The sequence below is a fragment of the Curtobacterium sp. L6-1 genome, assembly GCF_018885305.1.
GTDB classification, from domain to species: domain Bacteria; phylum Actinomycetota; class Actinomycetes; order Actinomycetales; family Microbacteriaceae; genus Curtobacterium; species Curtobacterium aetherium.
This window is the reverse complement of sequence record NZ_CP076544.1, coordinates 501,341-517,560: the sequence shown is the minus strand read 5'-3', so window position 1 is coordinate 517,560 and position 16,220 is coordinate 501,341. Positions and strand designations below refer to the sequence as shown.

The following is a 16,220-nucleotide window of genomic DNA, read 5'->3' as shown; positions in this document are numbered from 1 at the left end:
GCCAGGCACGCCCCCTGCCCGCCAGTCCCGTCAGGCCCGCCAGTCCCGTCAGGCCCGCCAGTCCCGTCACGCCCGTCAGGCCCGTCAGGCCCGCCAGTCCCGTCACCGTCGCTCCGGTACCCCGGCCCACGCATCGACCGTCGCCGGACCACCGGCTCCGCCGCCCTCGCCGTCGGACGGACCGCCCGTCCCGCCTGCACCCGTGCCCGCGCCGGCACCAGTGCCCGCGTCCGCGTCCGCCCCCGCAGTCACCGCCGCCCGGTCCGGCAGGCGCACCGTGAAGACCGTGTCCCCCGGCTCGCTCGTCACCGACACCCGCCCGCCGTGCGCCTGCACGACCGCGTCGACGATCGCCAGCCCGAGCCCCGTCGACCCGGCCGTCCGGGACCGCGAGCTGTCCGCCCGAGCGAACCGCTCGAACAGCTTCGGCAGGAACGCCGGGTCGATCCCCTGCCCGTCGTCGCGGACCGTCAGGTCGACCCCGCCGCCGCCCGCCGCGGGCAACGGCGCGATGCCGACCGTGATGCGCGTGCCGTCCGGGGTGTGCGTGCGGGCGTTCGTGACGAGGTTGACGATCACCTGGTGCAGGCGTGCCGCGTCGCCGAGGACCTCGACGGGCTCCTCGGGCAGGTCGACCGCGATCGGGTGCTCGGGCGATGCCGCGTGTGCGTCGTTGACGGCGTCGAGCACGAGTCCGGTCAGGTCGACCTCGGCGAACTGGATCTCCCGTCCCTCGTCGAGGCGGGCGAGGAGGAGCAGGTCCTCGACCATCGAGGTCATGCGCACCGACTCCGACTCGATGCGGCTCATCGCGTAGACGACGTCCGGTGGGAGGTCGCCGCCCATCCGACGGGTCAGCTCGGCGTACCCGCGGACGGATGCGAGCGGTGTGCGGAGTTCGTGCGAGGCGTCGGCGACGAACTGCCGGACCTTCTGCTCCGACCGCTCCCGCGCCTGCATCGCACCTGCGATGTGGTCGAGCATCCGGTTGAAGGCGGTCCCGACCCGGCCGACCTCGGTCCGCGGGTCGGCGTCGGGCACCCGGACGCCTTCGAGTGCGGCGCTCCGGTCGAGCGGCATGCCGGCGACCGTGGACGCGGTCTCGGCGACACGGTCGAGGGGCCGGAGTGCCCGGCGGACGGCGGCCGTGGCGGCTGCGGAGGCGGCGAGGAGCGCGAGCCCGGTGACCACGAGCACCACCCCGAACAGCTTCCACACGCTCTCGTACACGGGCGCGAGCGGGAGCCCGACCACGAGGACGGCGGGTCCGACGGGCGCCGCTGTGACCCGGTACCGGCCGAGGTCGCCGCCGAGGTCGATGCTGTGCGGCCGCCCGTCGACCCGCACCGTCCCGAGCGGCTGGACGGCGGACGCGGCCAGCTGGTCGACGTCGCCGGCGTTGTCGAGCACGCTGCCGAGCACCACGCTGCCGTCGAGGAAGTACACGGTGAGCGTGCCGGCCGCCTGCCCGGAGGGACGGCCGATCTCGAGCCCCGGCCCGTTCGGCCCCTGCCGCTCGACGGACCGTTGCGCACGGCTCGTGGCGTACTGCAGCTGCTCGTCGATCGCCGATCGCTGGATGGAGAAGAGCGCGAGGATGCTGCCGCCACCGATCACCGTGCTGACGGCGACGACCAGGGCGACGATGCTCAGGACGAGCCGACGGCGGAGGGTCACGGGACCGGCTCAGGCGGTCGGCTTGATGACGTAGCCCACGCCGCGCACGGTGTGGATCATCGGCTGCTCGCCGACGTCGATCTTCTTGCGGAGGTAGGAGATGTAGATCTCGACGACCGAGGACTTGCCCCCGAAGTCGTACGACCACACGCGGTCGAGGATCTGCGCCTTGGAGAGCACGCGACGCGGGTTGCGCATGAGGAAGCGGAGCAGTTCGAACTCGGTGGCGGTGAGCTCGATCGGCCGTCCGGCGCGGCTGACCTCGTACGACTCCTCGTCGAGCACCAGGTCGCCGACGACGATCCGCGAGTCGCCGGCCTCGGACACGGAGATCTGCGAGCGTCGGACGAGACCGCGCAGGCGTGCCACGACCTCCTCGAGCGAGAACGGCTTCGTGACGTAGTCGTCGCCGCCCGCGGTGAGTCCGGTGACGCGGTCCTCGACGGAGTCCTTGGCGGTGAGGAACAGCACCGGCGTCTCGTCGTTGTTCTGCCGGAGGCGGCTGAGCACCTGCAGCCCGTCGAGGTCCGGCATCATGACGTCGAGCACCATCGCGTCGGGCCGGAACTCCCGCGCCGTCGTCAGCGCGTCCTGCCCGCCGTTCGCACTGCGGACGTCCCAGCCCTCGTACCGCAGCGCCATGGTGAGCAGGTCGGTGAGGCTGGCCTCGTCGTCGACGACGAGGATGCGCAACGGCGAACCGTCGGCACGCGTGAGGCGCGGGGCTGCGGAGGGCTGGGAGATGGTCACGTCATCGAGTATCGAGAGTTCCCTATGAGCCGACTGTGGCCCTCCCCTGTTCGCCCTGTGGATCAGCGGGGGTTCTCCCGATGCCGTCTCACTAGCGTTGCGGTCATGCTGGCTTCCCCTGCTTGGCCCGACGGCGCGACCGCGGTCGACACGGACGCGATCACCGCCCTCGTCACCGCGTGCACCGGTCCCGACACCGCACCGGCGGCCACGTCGACCGGGACCGCCGGGAGGCCCGCCCCCACTCCGGCGGACCGGCTCGCCGTCGCGCGCGCCCTCGCCGCCGACACCCCGCCCCTCACCGCCGGCACCGCCGGCCGGTGCTTCGCGACCCTCGCCGCGGTCGCCGCGGCCGACGTCGCCACCGCCCGCACCGTCGAGCCGCACCTCGACGCGCTGACGATCCTGGCGCAGGCCGGGGTGGCGGTACCCGCCGACGCGACGTGGGGTGTCTACGCGGCCGAGGCCCCGGGCCTCCGTCTCGACGCCCGACCGGACCCGGGCACGGCCGGGGCGGTCGTGCTCGACGGGACCAAGCCGTGGTGCTCGCTCGCGTCGACGCTGTCGCACGCGCTCGTGACCGCCACCGTCGACGGGGAACGGCAGCTCGTCGCCGTCGACCTCCGCCAGGACGGGGTCGTGCCGCACGACGAGGCGTGGGTCGCGCGCGGTCTGCCGGACGTGCCGAGCGGGCCGGTGGACTTCACCGCCGTCCCCGCGACGACCGTGGGCGACCCGGGGTGGTACCTGCACCGACCGGGCTTCGCGTGGGGCGGCATCGGCGTCGCCGCGTGCTGGTGGGGCGGGGCGGTCGGTCTGGCCCGGGTCCTGCGCCACCACGCGGCCGCGCGCCCGGACGCCGAACTGCTCCGCGTCGCCCTCGGTGCCGTGGTCGCCGACCTGGCCGACGCCGAGGACGCCCTCGCCACCGCCGCACGCCTGATCGACGCGAGCGCCGAGCACCCTGACGCCGACCACCCCGACGCCGACCACGACCACACCGCGGCCGGTGGTGCCGAACCCGACTGGCAGCTCCTCGCCCAGGTCGTCCGGTCGCGTGTCCGCCGTGCCGTCGACGCCGTGCTGACGCGGGTCGTCCGCACGGTCGGCCCCGGCCCGCTGACGAGCGACCCCGCGATCGCGGCCCGGGTGGCCGACCTCGAGCTGTACATGCTGCAGGACCACGGCGACCGCGACCTCGGCCGCATCGGGCGGATCGTCCTCGAGCGTGGCGGCGTCGCGTGGTGAGCTTCGACCACCGGGAACCGGGCACCGACCCGGACGCCTGGACCGCCGTGCTGCCGTCCGCGACCGCGGCGCCGCTCGACCTCGACGGCGTCGCCGCAGTGCTGGTCGTCGCACCGCACCCCGACGACGAGACGCTCGGGGCCGGCGGGCTCATCGCGACCGCGGCCGAAGCGGGCCTGCCGGTCCACGTCGTCCTCGTCACCCGCGGCGAGGGCTCGCACCCGGACTCCCCCACGGCCACGCCCGCGGAGCTCGCCGACCGACGGGCCGCCGAGTTCCGCGCCGCCCTCGGCACCCTGCACCCCGCCGTGACCTGGACGGTGCTCGACGTGCCGGACGTCGGGCTCCGCGAGCAGCCCGACACGCTCCGGGACGCGCTCGACGCCCGGCTGGCGGGCACCGACGGGCGGACGATGCTCGTCGCTCCGTGGCGGGGCGACGGACACCGGGACCACCGGGTCGCCGGCGAGGTCGCGGCGGCCGTCGCGTCCGGCAACCCCGACGTCGTCCTGCTCGCGTACCCGGTCTGGGCCTGGCACTGGGACGACCCGACCGCGCCCGTCCTGCCGGTCGCCGGACTCCGCCCGCTCCTGCTCACCGGCGCCGTGCTCGACCGGAAGCGGCGCGCGCTCGACGCCCACGCCTCGCAGGTCCGGCCGCTGTCGCCGGCGCCGGGGGACGAAGCCGTCGTCGACGACCGGCACGCCCGACACCACCTCCGCACCGAGGAGTGGTTCGTCACCGTGCCCCCGCCCGGGCCCGCCACCCCGCCGTCCTCCCGGTCGCGGGAGTCCTTCGACGCGCACTACGACCGGAAGCCCGAGGGGTGGGACTTCGACGGCTCCTGGTACGAACAGCGCAAGCGGGCCGTGACGCTCGCGGCGCTCCCCCGGCAGCGCTGGCGGTCGGCGCTGGAGCTCGGCTGCGCGACCGGCGTCCTCACCGACGCCCTCACCGAGCGTGCCGACGACGTCCTCGGCACCGACATCGCGGCGGCCCCGCTGGAACGTGCCCGACGGCGCGCACCCCGGGCCCGCTTCGTGCAGGCCGCCCTGCCCGCCGAGTGGCCGGACGGCCGCTGGGACCTCGTCGTCATGTCCGAGGTCGGCTACTACCTGTCCCCCGCCGACCTCGACGCGACGATCGACCACGTGCTCGCCACCCTCGACGACGACGGCGTGCTCGTCGCCTGCCACTGGCGACACCCCGACGACGACGCCGTGACCGACGGCGACACCGTCGACGCGCACCTCACCGCACGGTGGCCGCGACCGGTCCTGGTCCGGCACGTCGAGGAGGACTTCGTCCTCAGCGTCCTCCCCGGCCCCGCCGTCCCGAGCGTCGCACGCGCCGAGGGGCTGGTCCGGTGACGACCCGCCTCGACGTCGTCGTGCCCGCACACGACGAAGCGGACCGCATCGGCGCCTGCCTGGAGGCGCTGGCCACCGCCGTCACAGTCCTGCACCACGAGCGACCGGGCACGCGGGCACACGTCACGGTCGTCCTGGACGGCTGCACCGACGACACCCCGCTCCTCGTGCACGCCGCCGCCCGGGCCGGGACGTCCGCGTGGCTCGACGCGCTCGCGACCGACCACGTCGGGGTCGGTCGAGCGCGGTCCCTCGGCGCCGCCCACGCGCTGGCCCGCGACGTCGGGGACGACACCGCGCTCGAGCACCGGTGGCTCGCGCACACCGACGCCGACTCACGGGTGGCCCCCGGCTGGCTCGTGCAGCAGGCCGACGCCCTGGCCGCCGGTGCCCACGTGCTCGTCGGCGCCGTCGTGCCCGACCCCGAGGACCTCGACCCGGTCGTGCTCGCCCGGTGGCAGGCGAGCCACCCGCCGGGCGCGACGCTCGGCCACGTGCACGGCGCGAACCTCGGTGTCCGGGCCGACGCGTACCGGGCCGTCGGCGGCTTCGACCCGGTGCGGGAGCACGAGGACGTCCGTCTGGTGGCGCGCGCCCGGGCGCTGGGGCTGCGGGTGGACGCGACCACGGGCCTCCCGGTCGTGACGAGCGGTCGCTTCGACGGGCGGACGCCCGGCGGGTACGCCGAGCACCTGCGCCGGACCTACGGCGACGCGTCCTGACCGGACCGGTCGGCTAGCCCGGCTCGGTGACCGGGTAGTCGCAGTACGCGAACCACGACGAGTCCGGGGCCCACGGCGGCACGTTGACCGTCCCCTGCCCGCCGTCGAGCGCGACCAGGGTCTCGGGCAGGACGGCGATCCGGGCGCCCCGGGCGAGCGAGCCCGGCAGCAGCCGGAGCTCCACGCGGTGGTCGGCGGGGTGGCCCTGCACGCCGGGCTCGTACGACAGGTAGAGCAGGTGCGCGCCGTCCGGGGAGACGTGCGGGAACCAGTTCACCCGCTCGTCCGCGGTGACCTGCACGGGCGTGTCCGACCCGGTCCGCAGCGTCGCGAGCTGCGCCGTCCCCGGCGTGAAGCGCTCGGTGTTGAACAGCAGGGCACCGCCGTCCGGGGTCCACGAGCACCCGTCGTCGGGGTGCTCGTCGCGGGTGGTGAAGGTGGTCGCACCGGTCGCCGGGTCCACGAGGGCGACGTCGGTCGTCCAGACGCCCTGCTCCGACCGCTCGCCGACGATCGCCGCGAGGGCCGACCCGTCGGGCGCGATGCCGTGCAGGTAGTACTTCCGCACGACCGGCAGCGCGGCGGCCGTGTCGGTGATCCGGGTCCCGGTGCCGCCGTCGGGCAGCGGCACCCGGTAGAGCTCGCCGTCACGGCCGCTCACGACGACCGACTCCCCCGACGGGTCGAGCACGTGGTCGTTGTTGATCTCGGGGACACCCGCCATCGGGACCGGCACGAGGGCGGTCTCGTCGAGGACCGTGCCCGCCTCCGGCACCGGCAGCAGCCAGAGGTCGCCGTCGGCGTTCAGGACGAGGGTGTCGGCGTCCAGGACGTTCGGCGCCTCGACGAGCACCGAGCGGGACGCGAACACGAGCCGGGCGGCGCGTCCCCCGACGTCGTACACGTGCACGCGGCTGGTCTGTCCGGGCAGCAGCTGCCGCCCGCGGGTCTCGGTCATGCGTCCATCCTGTCGTCTGGTCGGCGGACACGGACGGGAGGCGCGGTGCGGGTCGGACCCGCACCTGGGCCCACAACGGCCGGGACCGGTCCGACGCGCCTGCGTCGGACCGGTCGTGACCGTCGGGGAGCCTCCCGTCAGGGTGTCGCGGCTACTTCACCGCGCCGGCGGTGAGGCCGGCGACGAACTGACGCTGGACCACGAGGAACGCGATGACCACCGGGATCGACACGACCAGCGACGCGGCCATGATCTGGTTCCAGTACACGTTCGTCTGCGTCGAGTACTGCTGCAGACCCACCGCGAGCGTCGACCCGAGCCCGTTCGTCATGACGGAGGCGAAGAGGACCTCGCCCCAGGCCGTCATGAACGAGTAGATGCCGACCGCCACGAGACCCGGGCGGGCCGACGGCAGGATGATCCGGAACAGTGCGCCCATCGGGCCGGAGCCGTCCACCATCGCGGCCTCGTCGAGTTCACGCGGGATGGTCTCGAAGTAGCCCGCGAGCATCCAGATCGAGAACGGCAGCGTGAAGGTCAGGTACGTGATGATGAGGCCGAGCCAGCTGCCGACGAGCTGGATGCCGAGCGAGTTGCCGAGGTTCGTGAAGATGAGGAACAGCGGCAGCAGGAACAGCACGCCGGGGAACATCTGCGTGGAGAGCACCGTCGTGGTGAAGGCGCTCTTGCCCTTGAAGTTCCAGCGCGACACCGCGTAGGCGGCGAACGTCGCGATGATCAGCGAGAACACCGTGGCGACCGTGCAGACGACGAGCGAGTTCACGAAGTACTGCGCGAGCGGCACCGTCGTCCACATGTCGATGAACGGCTGGATGGTGATGTTCGTCGGGATCCACGAGAAGTCGTTCTGCACGTCACCGAGCGGCTTGATCGCCGTGGTGACCATCACGTAGAGCGGCACCACCGTGAAGACGGTGAGCAGCACGAGGACGATGACCTTGAAGGACTTGGCGCCCACTGTTTCACGCACGGACGGACCTCCGGTTGGTGACGGCCAGGTAGATGCCGGTCACGATGAGCAGGAAGACGAGGAGCAGCACGCTCATCGCGGCCCCGGAGCCGAAGTTCCAGGTGATGAACGACGCGTTGTAGATGTGGAAGCTCAGCAGGTCCGCGGCGGGCGGCTGCGCGGTCGACCCGAACAGCACGAACGGCGTGTTGAAGTCGTTGAACGTCCACAGGAACATCACGAGCACGAGCGTGACGTTCACCGGGCGGACCATCGGCAGCGTGATCGAGCGCCACTGGCGGAAGGGCTTGGCGCCGTCGACCGAGGCGGCCTCGTACACGTCGGCCGGCACGGACTGCAGGCCCGCCATGAGCATGAGGAACGCGAACGGCCAGGTCTTCCAGATCGCCACGACGACGACGGCCACGAAGGCGTTGTTGCCGATGAGCCAGAACGGGGCGTTGTCGCCGAACAGGTGGAGTTGGTCGACGAGGATGTGGTTGAGTGCGCCGGAGTCACGCTGGAACATGAACTTCCACGTGATGACGCCCGCGTACATCGGCAGCGCGTAGGGCACGAGGAACAGGGTGCGGAAGAGACCGCGACCGGCGAACGGCTTCTGCAGTGCGACCGCGGCGGCCATGCCGAACGCCCACGACAGCCCCACGACGAGGATCGTGAACGCGCACGTGATGAGGAACGAGTTGAGCAGCCCACGACCGATGGCCTGGTCGAAGTCCACCGCGACGGAGTAGTTCCGCAGACCCGCGAACGGCGCAGCGCCCCAGTTCGCGATGAAGTACTTGGTGAGCTGCACGAAGCTGATCCAGATGCCGACGAGCATCGGCACGATGTGGATGAGCAGCTCGAAGAGGATCGCGGGACCGACGAGCGCGTACGGCAGCCACTGGATGCGACGCTTCCCCCGCGGCGGCGGCCCGGACAGGGTCGGCGCCTTGGTGTGCGTCAGGTCGATGGCCTCGGATTCTGGCAGGACCGACGTGGACATGGGCAGGCCTTTCGGCTGGGTGGAGGGGGTTCGAGAAGTGGGGCGGGAGGCCCGGACGCGTCCTGTCGGACGCGGCCGGGCCTCCCGTCGGGTCAACCAGCGGCCTGGGAGACCTGGTCCTGAGCCGTCTGCAGCGCGTCCTTGATGTCCTTGTCGGACACCGTCGAACCCGTGGCGATCTTGGCGAACATCTCGTTCATCGCCTTGCCGACCGTGGACTCGAACTGGTCCTCGGCGGGCACCAGCGGGAGCGGCTTCGCCTTGTTGTTGTAGATGTCGAGGAACGTCTTGGTCTGCTCGTCGGTGACCGAGTCGGCAGCGGCGGCGAGCACCGGCAGGGCCGAGTACGGCTTGTCGAGCGTGGCCTGCGTGTCCGTGCTCGTCATGTACTTGACGAACTTGAGCGCGCCGTCCTTGTTCTTCGTGTTCTTGAAGATCGACAGGTTGATGCCGGCCGGGAAGCTCGCGATCTGCTCGCCACCGGTCGGGGCGGGCAGCGGCACGACGCCGAACTCGTCGGACTTCATGCCGAGCGACTCGATGGTCGTGTTCGCGTTGTTCTGGTTGAGGATCATCGCGGCCTTCTTGTTCGCGAAGTCCGCGACCGACTGGTTCGCGTTGTCGTACTGAGCGTTCGACGGGTTGGCGGCCTTCGTCTCCTGCATCAGGTCGATGTAGCGCTTGATGCCGTCGACGTTCGCCTTCGAGGTGAAGGTCGGCTTGCCGTCGCCGTCGAACCACTCGCCGCCGTTCTGCGCCGAGTTGATGAACGCGAAGTGTGCGTTCTCCGTGTAGGACCCACCGGCGAGGCTGAAGCCGTACTTGCCGTCGGTGGTGAGCTTCTTCGCTGCCTCGGTCAGTTCCTCCCACGTGGTGGGCGGCTCGACACCGGCGTCCTTGAGCATGGCCTTGTTGTAGAACAGGCCGTAGGCGAGGCCGTAGAGCGGGACACTCGTGACGGTCTTGCCGGGCGCACCACCGGTCGACAGCGGGACCTTGCCGAACTTGTCCGCACCGCCGATCGCCTTCATCTCGGCGTCACCGAACTCCTGGAAGGCGCCGGTGGCCTGCAGCGACGTCGCCCAGGTGTTGCCGATGTTGACGACGTCCGGGCCCTGGCCCGAGGTGACGGCGGTCTGGATCTTCGTCTGGAGGTCGTTCCAGCCGATGACCTGGAGGTCGACCTTGATGCCGGTCTCCTTGGTGAACTTCTCGAGGACGGGCGTCAGCACCTCCTTGTCGTTCTGCAGGGACGTGCCCTGGTTCGACGCCCAGTAGGTGAGCGTCTTCGGGTCGCCGGATGCGCCGGAGGACCCGGAGGAGCAGGCTGCGAGGCCGGACACGGTGAGTGCCGCGGCCGCGGTGATGGCCAGTGCGCGGATGGCAGTGCGCATGACTCTCTACTTTCTCGTCGTTGAGATGGTGCGGGAAGGTGGTGCTGGGTGCTGCTGTGTGGGACGGGCAGGTCCGGTCAGGCCACGGGAGTGGTCAGGACAGGGTCTGCGCCGCGGGGTCCCAGCCCTCGGGGAGGGTCGGGGAGGGTGCCACGGTGCTCTCCACGAGCACCGTCTCACCACGTTCGGCTGCCTCGGCGATGGAGACCATCACGTCGAGGACGTGGAAGGCGAGCGAACCGGGGACCCGGTTCTCCTCGCCGGCGCGGAGGGAGCGGGCCAGGTCGACCACGCCCGTCCCCCGCGTGTACGTGGACCCGACGGCGGGGATCGTCTCGGGCTCGTCGGCGCCCAGCGCGTAGAGCGCGGTGTCGCCGTCGAAGTCGTTGGGGTCGGGGAAGACGACCGTGCCGGTCTCGCCGGCGATCTCGACGAAGCCGGTGCGGCCCCGGTCGGACTCGAACGAGAACACGCTCTGCGCGCTCCCGCCGCCCTCGAACTGCAGGAGCGCGGAGTGGTTCGTCGGCACCTCGACCGGGAACTCGGTGCCCGCCTTGGGGCCGGAGCCAATCGTGCGCGTCGCTCGCGACCGCGACGCGGTCGCGGTGACCTTCGCGACCGGACCGAACGCCTGCACGAGGGTCGTGATGTAGTACGGGCCGATGTCGAAGAGCGGGCCGGCGCCGTGGGCGAAGAGGAACTCGGGGCTCGGGTGCCAGGACTCCGGGCCGGGGCTCTGGAACAGGGTCAGTCCGTTGAGCGGCGTGCCGATGCGGCCGTCGCGGATGGTGCGGAGTGCGGTCTGGAGGCCCGCCCCGAGGAACGTGTCGGGTGCGACCGAGACGGTGCGGCCGGCCGCGACCGCGGCGTCGCGCAGCTGCGCTGCGCTCTCCCGGTCGAGGGCGTAGGGCTTCTCGCCCCAGACGTGCTTGCCGGCGGCGAGGGCCTGCAGCGCGACCTCGACGTGGGCGGCGGGGATGGTCAGGTTGACGACGATCTCGACCGCGTCGATCGCGAGGAGCTCGTCGACCGTGCCGGAGCCGGGGACGCCCCACTTCTCGGCCTGGGCGGCGGCGCGCTCGAGGTCGATGTCGGCGATGAAGAGGACCTCGATGTCCGGGAAGACCGTGAGGTTGGAGAGGTACTGGTCCGAGATGACCCCGGCGCCGATCACCCCGACGCCGACCCGACCGGTGCGGGCGCCGGTGGTGGTGCTGTCGGTGGTGGTGCTGTCGGTGGTGGTCATGCGCGGGCTCCCTCGAGGAAGGCGTACGAGTCGCGGACGGCCTGCACGACGTCGCCGTCGTGGTCGTCGAGCTCGACGACCTGCTGGGCCTGGGGCGCCGCCGCGACGATCTCGCGGACCGGCATGACGCCGCGGCCGACGGCGACCTGCTGCTTGTCGTCGTGCGATCCGTCGCCGTCCTTGACGTGCAGGAAGCGGACCTGCTCGCCGAGTCGACCGAGGACGGCCACCGGATCGTCACCGCCGACCTTCGCCCAGTAGGTGTCGAGCTCGAGCACGACGTCGTCGGAGAGCGCCCCGGCGAAGACCTCGAACGCGCTGGTGCCGTCGATCCGGTTCGAGAACTCGAACGCGTGGTTGTGGTAGCCGAGCACCAGGCCGTGGTCGGCGGCGCGGGGGGCCAGGTCGTTGAACTGTCGGGCGATCGCCTCGACGTCCTCGCGGGTGGTCCAGCGGGTCTCGTCCACGTGCGGGTCGATGAGGGTGCCGAGGCCCACGGTGACGCTCGCGGTGAGGATGCGCTCGAGGTCCTGCTCGCCGGCGTCTAGGAGACGTGCGTGCCCGCTCGGCGCGACCAGACCGGCCTGCTGCAGGGCGGCCGCGTACTCGTCGGCGCGGTCCACGAAGCCGAAGAGCTCGACGTTCGTGAAACCGATGTCGGCGATCGTCGCCAGGGTTCCGGGGAGGTCCGCCGACAGTGCGTCACGCACTGTGTACAGCTGGACCGAGAGCGGTTGGGTCACCAGGTGTTCTCCTCATCGAGACGTGGTCTTCTCTGACCGATCGTCACACTATGGGCGCTTCTGTCGGCGGTCAAGCAAAAGTTAGAAGAGGTTCGACGACCTTCGTTGCGCGGCTCGGAGGATGTGTGGTTCACTCCGACCATGGTCGACATGACTCGGACGGCAACGTCGCCGCCGGTCGGGACGAGCGAGCTCTTCCAGATCCTGCGTGACGGTGTGCCGCGGACCCGTGGCGAGCTCGCCGCCCTCACCGGGATGGCCCGCTCGACCATCGGCGTGCGCCTCGACGCCCTCGTCGACGTCGGTCTCGTCGGCGCCGTCGACACCGCGGCCTCGACCGGTGGTCGCCCGCCCGCGCAGATCGCCCTCCGTCCCGCCGCTCGGCTCGTCGTGGCCGCCGACCTCGGCGCCTCCCACGGCCGCGTCGCCGTCACGGACCTGGTCGGCACGCCCCTGTCCACGCGCGAGGCACGGATCGACATCGCGGCCGGCCCCGTCCCCACGCTGCAGTGGCTGATCGGCGTCGTCGACGAGCTCCTCGACGCGGTCGGCCGTGCCCGTGACGACGTCATCGCCTTCGGCATCGGCCTGCCCGGACCGGTCGAGTTCTCCACCGGACGCCCCGCCAACCCGCCGATCATGCCCGGCTGGGACGGGTTCGACGTCCCCGGGTGGCTCCGACAGCACGTCCAGGCACACGTCCTCGTCGACAACGACGTGAACATCGCCGCCCTCGGGGAACGCCAGCACGGCTGGCCGGACCTCGACCACCTGTTGTTCGTCAAGGTCGCCACGGGCATCGGCTCCGGCATCGTGTCCGAGGGTCGCCTGCAGCGCGGCGCGCAGGGCACCGCCGGGGACATCGGCCACGTGCGGGTGTCCCGGGCCGGCGACGTCCCCTGCCACTGCGGCAACACCGGGTGCCTGGAAGCCGTCGCCTCCGGTCCGGCGATCGCCCGCGCGCTCCGCGCCAAGGGACACGACGTGCACACCAGCGCGGACGTCATCGACCTCGTCGCCCGGTCCGACCTCGACGCGATCGGTGCCGTCCGGCAGGCGGGGCGCGACATCGGCGAGGTCCTGGCGACCTGCGTCTCGCTCATGAACCCGTCGGTGATCGCGCTCGGCGGGTCGATCACCCAGGCCGGGGAGCACCTCCTGGCCGGCGTCCGCGAGGTCGTCTACTCCCGCTCGATGCCGCTCGCCACCGAGCACCTCGTGATCGCGCAGTCGCGTGCCGGTTCGATCGCCGCGCTGCAGGGGGCCGCCGCCCTGGCCATCGCGTACGCGCTCTCCCCCGCGGGCGTCGACGAACTCGTCACGCTGTCCGAGGGCCGGCAGCTCGTCTCCTGACCGTCCCCGACCGGTCCGCCGCGCGCCGGTTTCGCCGGTGCCGGTGGTCGGGTGGACAATCGTCGGGTGACGATCGTGCAGCCCACCCTGTGGGGCGACCTGGATGACGGGCAGGAGGCCCACCTCCGGTCCGTCGCGTCACCCTCGTCCGCCCCGCGACCGGCCCGCGACGCCTTCACCGCCCTGCGCGGCCACACCGAGCGGATCGTCGCGCACTCGTCGGACCGGGTCGCCTGGCTCCGTGCCCGCGCGATGGGCATCACCGCCACCGACGTGGCCCGCCTCGCGTCGCTGCACGCCGTCGACGCCGTGGTCGCCGACAAGCGCTACGGGTCGCGGTTCTCCGGCAACGCCTACACCGAGCACGGTAAGGACCGCGAACCCGTCATCGCGTCGTGGGTGGCCGCGACGCACGGCATCCTGCCCTCGGCGCACCTGTTCCACGCGGCCACGAACCGGGCGCACCTGGCCACCCCGGACGGTGTCGGGCAGGACCGCGACGGTCGGCTGCTCCTCGCCGAGATCAAGACGACGTCCTCCGGGTGGAAGCGCGTCCCGCGGCACTACATGCGGCAGGTCTGGTGGCAGCAGTACGTGCTCGGCGCCGACCGCACGCTGTTCGTCTGGGAGAAGCACGACGACTTCGTGCCCGTGGCCGACGAGCCCGAGTGCCGGTGGATCGACCGCGACGACGACGCCATCAGCGGGCTGATCGCACTCGCCGACCTCGTGCTCGACCGCCTGCGCGACGCCCGCTGACCGGCACCAGCCGGAGTCGGCTCAGCGCGACGACGACGATGCCCATCAGGCCGATGAACACCGCGACGCCGAGGCAGTACAGCGCCACGATGCCGTAGCCCGACACCGGGTCGAGGAACGGGTACGGCACCCAGCCGTCCGTCGCTCCGCGCACCACGACGACCACGAGCCAGACCGCCGGGTAGACGAGGAACCACCAGACGTCGCGGAAGAACAGCCGACTGCGGTCCGAGAACAGCACCCAGTCGAGCACCACGTACAGCGGGACCCACCGGTGCACGACGTCGTTCGACCAGGACTCCCCCACCGCCTGGCCGACGTCGGCGAGCAGCGTGTTGTAGACGAGCCCCGTCGTCGCGATGTAGACGGTCGCCGCGCCGCGGAACAGGTCGAGACGACGCCCGGACGGTCGGTCCCCGATCGCGGCGACGACGGTCAGCGTCAGGACGGCCGCGACGAGCAGGTTCGACTGGTTCGTGAAGTACCCGAAGAAGTTCCAGAACACGAAGTCGTTGCGCAGCGCGCCCTGCAGGTCGGTGACCACCGCGGCGACGATGACGACGGCGACGACGAGCCGCAGAGTGTTCACGAAGATCCGCACGGACCAACGGTAGTGCTCCGGTCCGCCGGCCGGGTTCGGGTCCCCGCGAACGACGACGGCCCGCACCGGATCGGTGCGGGCCGTCGTGGGGTGCGGATCAGGACGATCCGCGAGCGATCACGCCAGGACGTTGACGTCCAGCGGGATGCCCGGGCCGAAGGTCGTCGAGACGGCGCCCTTCATGATGTAACGGCCCTTGGCAGCGCTCGGCTTGAGGCGGACGACCTCGTCGAGAGCGGCGGTGATGTTCTCGTCGAGCTGCTCCGGCGTGAACGAGGCCTTGCCGACGACGAAGTGCACGTTGGCGTGCTTGTCGACGCGGAACTCGATCTTGCCGCCCTTGATGTCGTTCACGGCCTGGGCCACGTTCGGCGTGACGGTGCCGGTCTTCGGGTTCGGCATGAGGCCACGCGGGCCGAGCACCTTGCCGAGACGACCGACCTTGCCCATGAGCTCCGGGGTCGCGACCGCGGAGTCGAACGAGGTGTAGCCCTCGGCGACCTTCGCGATGAGCTCGTCGCCACCGACCTCGTCGGCGCCGGCGGCGATGGCGGCCTCAGCGGCTGCACCCGTCGCGAAGACGATGACGCGGGCGGTCTTGCCGGTGCCGTGCGGGAGGATGACGGTGCCGCGCACCATCTGGTCCGCCTTGCGCGGGTCGACGCCGAGCTTCAGCGCGACCTCGACGGTGGAGTCGGTCTTCGCAGAGCCGGTCTCCTTCGCCAGGGCGACGGCCTCGGTCGGGGTGTAGAACTTGTCGGCCACGATCTTCGCGGCCGCGGCGCGGTACGCCTTGGACTTCTTCGCCATGGTGGTCTCCTTGCGAGATACGTGGTTGGCGAGCCGGCGCGGCTCTCCCACGGTGAGTACTGGGGTGTGTGGGGTGAGGCTCAGGCCTCGACCGTGATGCCCATCGAACGAGCGGTACCGGCGATGATCTTCGTCGCCTGCTCGAGGTCGTTGGCGTTCAGGTCGGGCTGCTTGGTCTCGGCGATCTGACGGATCTGCTCCGCCGTGATGCGCCCGGCCTTGACCGTGTGCGGCGTCGCGGAACCCTTGTTCACACCCGCGGCCTTCTTGATGAGCTCGGCTGCCGGCGGGGTCTTGAGGATGAACGTGAACGAACGGTCCTCGTAGACGGTGATCTCCACCGGGATGACGTTGCCGCGCTGCGACTCGGTCGCGGCGTTGTACGCCTTGCAGAACTCCATGATGTTCACGCCGTGCTGACCGAGCGCCGGACCGATCGGCGGGGCCGGGTTGGCGGCGCCCGCGTTGATCTGCAGCTTGATCAGGCCCGTGACCTTCTTCTTCGGTGCCATGTTTCGCTTTCCTCCTGGGATCGAACGCACGGGGACCCGTGCACTCTCCCGCGTCTCCGGCGGATCCGGATCGCGGTGACGGACCCGCAGCGCACGAG

The 16,220-nt window shown here is 71.6% G+C and carries 16 protein-coding genes; 5 read left to right on the top strand and 11 right to left on the bottom strand.

The window, feature by feature from the left end:
* Window positions 1-102: 102 nt before the first annotated feature.
* Complete coding sequence (locus tag KM842_RS02505; protein WP_216260648.1) at window positions 103-1,677, bottom strand: HAMP domain-containing sensor histidine kinase; 1,575 nt, start codon at window positions 1,675-1,677, stop codon at window positions 103-105.
* Between the two features lie 9 nt (window positions 1,678-1,686).
* Window positions 1,687-2,439 carry a response regulator transcription factor gene (locus KM842_RS02500; protein ID WP_496196124.1) on the bottom strand — a complete coding sequence of 251 codons (753 nt, stop codon included), beginning with the start codon at window positions 2,437-2,439 and terminating at the stop codon, window positions 1,687-1,689.
* Between the two features lie 93 nt (window positions 2,440-2,532).
* Here KM842_RS02500 and KM842_RS02495 point away from each other — a divergent pair, with 93 nt between their 5' ends.
* Genes KM842_RS02495 through KM842_RS02485 form a run of 3 tightly spaced genes read left to right on the top strand, consistent with a single transcriptional unit; the run spans window position 2,533 to window position 5,767 of the window.
* A complete protein-coding gene (locus tag KM842_RS02495) occupies window positions 2,533-3,675 on the top strand; it encodes an acyl-CoA dehydrogenase family protein (protein WP_253206216.1) in 1,143 nt (380 codons plus the stop codon).
* Complete coding sequence (locus tag KM842_RS02490) at window positions 3,672-5,045, top strand: bifunctional PIG-L family deacetylase/class I SAM-dependent methyltransferase (RefSeq protein WP_253206215.1); 1,374 nt, start codon at window positions 3,672-3,674, stop codon at window positions 5,043-5,045. Before KM842_RS02495 ends, KM842_RS02490 begins: the two co-directional genes overlap by 4 nt.
* Window positions 5,042-5,767, top strand: a complete 726-nt coding sequence (locus KM842_RS02485; RefSeq protein ID WP_253206214.1) for a glycosyltransferase family 2 protein — start codon at window positions 5,042-5,044, stop codon at window positions 5,765-5,767. The genes KM842_RS02490 and KM842_RS02485 overlap by 4 nt, the downstream gene beginning before the upstream one ends.
* A 13-nt stretch (window positions 5,768-5,780) precedes the next feature.
* Here KM842_RS02485 and KM842_RS02480 read toward each other — a convergent pair whose 3' ends face one another.
* From KM842_RS02480 to KM842_RS02455, 6 genes are all read right to left on the bottom strand, one after another.
* A complete protein-coding gene (locus KM842_RS02480) occupies window positions 5,781-6,725 on the bottom strand; it encodes a TolB family protein (RefSeq protein ID WP_216260638.1) in 945 nt (314 codons plus the stop codon).
* Between the two features lie 151 nt (window positions 6,726-6,876).
* Window positions 6,877-7,716 carry a carbohydrate ABC transporter permease gene (locus KM842_RS02475; protein ID WP_216260636.1) on the bottom strand — a complete coding sequence of 280 codons (840 nt, stop codon included), beginning with the start codon at window positions 7,714-7,716 and terminating at the stop codon, window positions 6,877-6,879.
* Window positions 7,709-8,704: a carbohydrate ABC transporter permease gene (locus KM842_RS02470; RefSeq protein ID WP_216260634.1), complete on the bottom strand. Its 996-nt coding sequence runs from the start codon at window positions 8,702-8,704 to the stop codon at window positions 7,709-7,711. The genes KM842_RS02475 and KM842_RS02470 overlap by 8 nt, the downstream gene beginning before the upstream one ends.
* 92 nt (window positions 8,705-8,796) lie before the next feature.
* On the bottom strand, window positions 8,797-10,098 hold the full coding sequence (locus KM842_RS02465; protein WP_216260632.1) for an ABC transporter substrate-binding protein: 1,302 nt from the start codon (window positions 10,096-10,098) through the stop codon (window positions 8,797-8,799).
* Window positions 10,099-10,192: 94 nt separating this feature from the next.
* Window positions 10,193-11,344, bottom strand: a complete 1,152-nt coding sequence (locus tag KM842_RS02460) for a Gfo/Idh/MocA family protein (protein ID WP_216260630.1) — start codon at window positions 11,342-11,344, stop codon at window positions 10,193-10,195.
* Window positions 11,341-12,087: a sugar phosphate isomerase/epimerase family protein gene (locus tag KM842_RS02455; protein WP_216260629.1), complete on the bottom strand. Its 747-nt coding sequence runs from the start codon at window positions 12,085-12,087 to the stop codon at window positions 11,341-11,343. Before KM842_RS02455 ends, KM842_RS02460 begins: the two co-directional genes overlap by 4 nt.
* A gap of 141 nt (window positions 12,088-12,228) precedes the next feature.
* Between KM842_RS02455 and KM842_RS02450 the strand changes: the two genes are divergently transcribed.
* Entirely contained in the window at window positions 12,229-13,440 is a 1,212-nt protein-coding gene (locus KM842_RS02450; RefSeq protein WP_420362519.1) for an ROK family transcriptional regulator, read from the top strand.
* Between the two features lie 66 nt (window positions 13,441-13,506).
* Window positions 13,507-14,199 carry a YqaJ viral recombinase family protein gene (locus tag KM842_RS02445; protein ID WP_216260625.1) on the top strand — a complete coding sequence of 231 codons (693 nt, stop codon included), beginning with the start codon at window positions 13,507-13,509 and terminating at the stop codon, window positions 14,197-14,199.
* On the opposite strand, the gene KM842_RS02440 is transcribed toward KM842_RS02445, so the two are convergent.
* From KM842_RS02440 to rplK, 3 genes are all read right to left on the bottom strand, one after another.
* Complete coding sequence (locus tag KM842_RS02440) at window positions 14,141-14,800, bottom strand: Pr6Pr family membrane protein (protein ID WP_216260623.1); 660 nt, start codon at window positions 14,798-14,800, stop codon at window positions 14,141-14,143. The genes KM842_RS02445 and KM842_RS02440 overlap by 59 nt on opposite strands.
* A 117-nt stretch (window positions 14,801-14,917) precedes the next feature.
* On the bottom strand, window positions 14,918-15,610 hold the full coding sequence (gene rplA / locus KM842_RS02435) for a 50S ribosomal protein L1 (RefSeq protein ID WP_216260620.1): 693 nt from the start codon (window positions 15,608-15,610) through the stop codon (window positions 14,918-14,920).
* Between the two features lie 80 nt (window positions 15,611-15,690).
* Window positions 15,691-16,122 carry a 50S ribosomal protein L11 gene (gene rplK / locus KM842_RS02430; RefSeq protein ID WP_111080617.1) on the bottom strand — a complete coding sequence of 144 codons (432 nt, stop codon included), beginning with the start codon at window positions 16,120-16,122 and terminating at the stop codon, window positions 15,691-15,693.
* Window positions 16,123-16,220 lie beyond the last annotated feature (98 nt).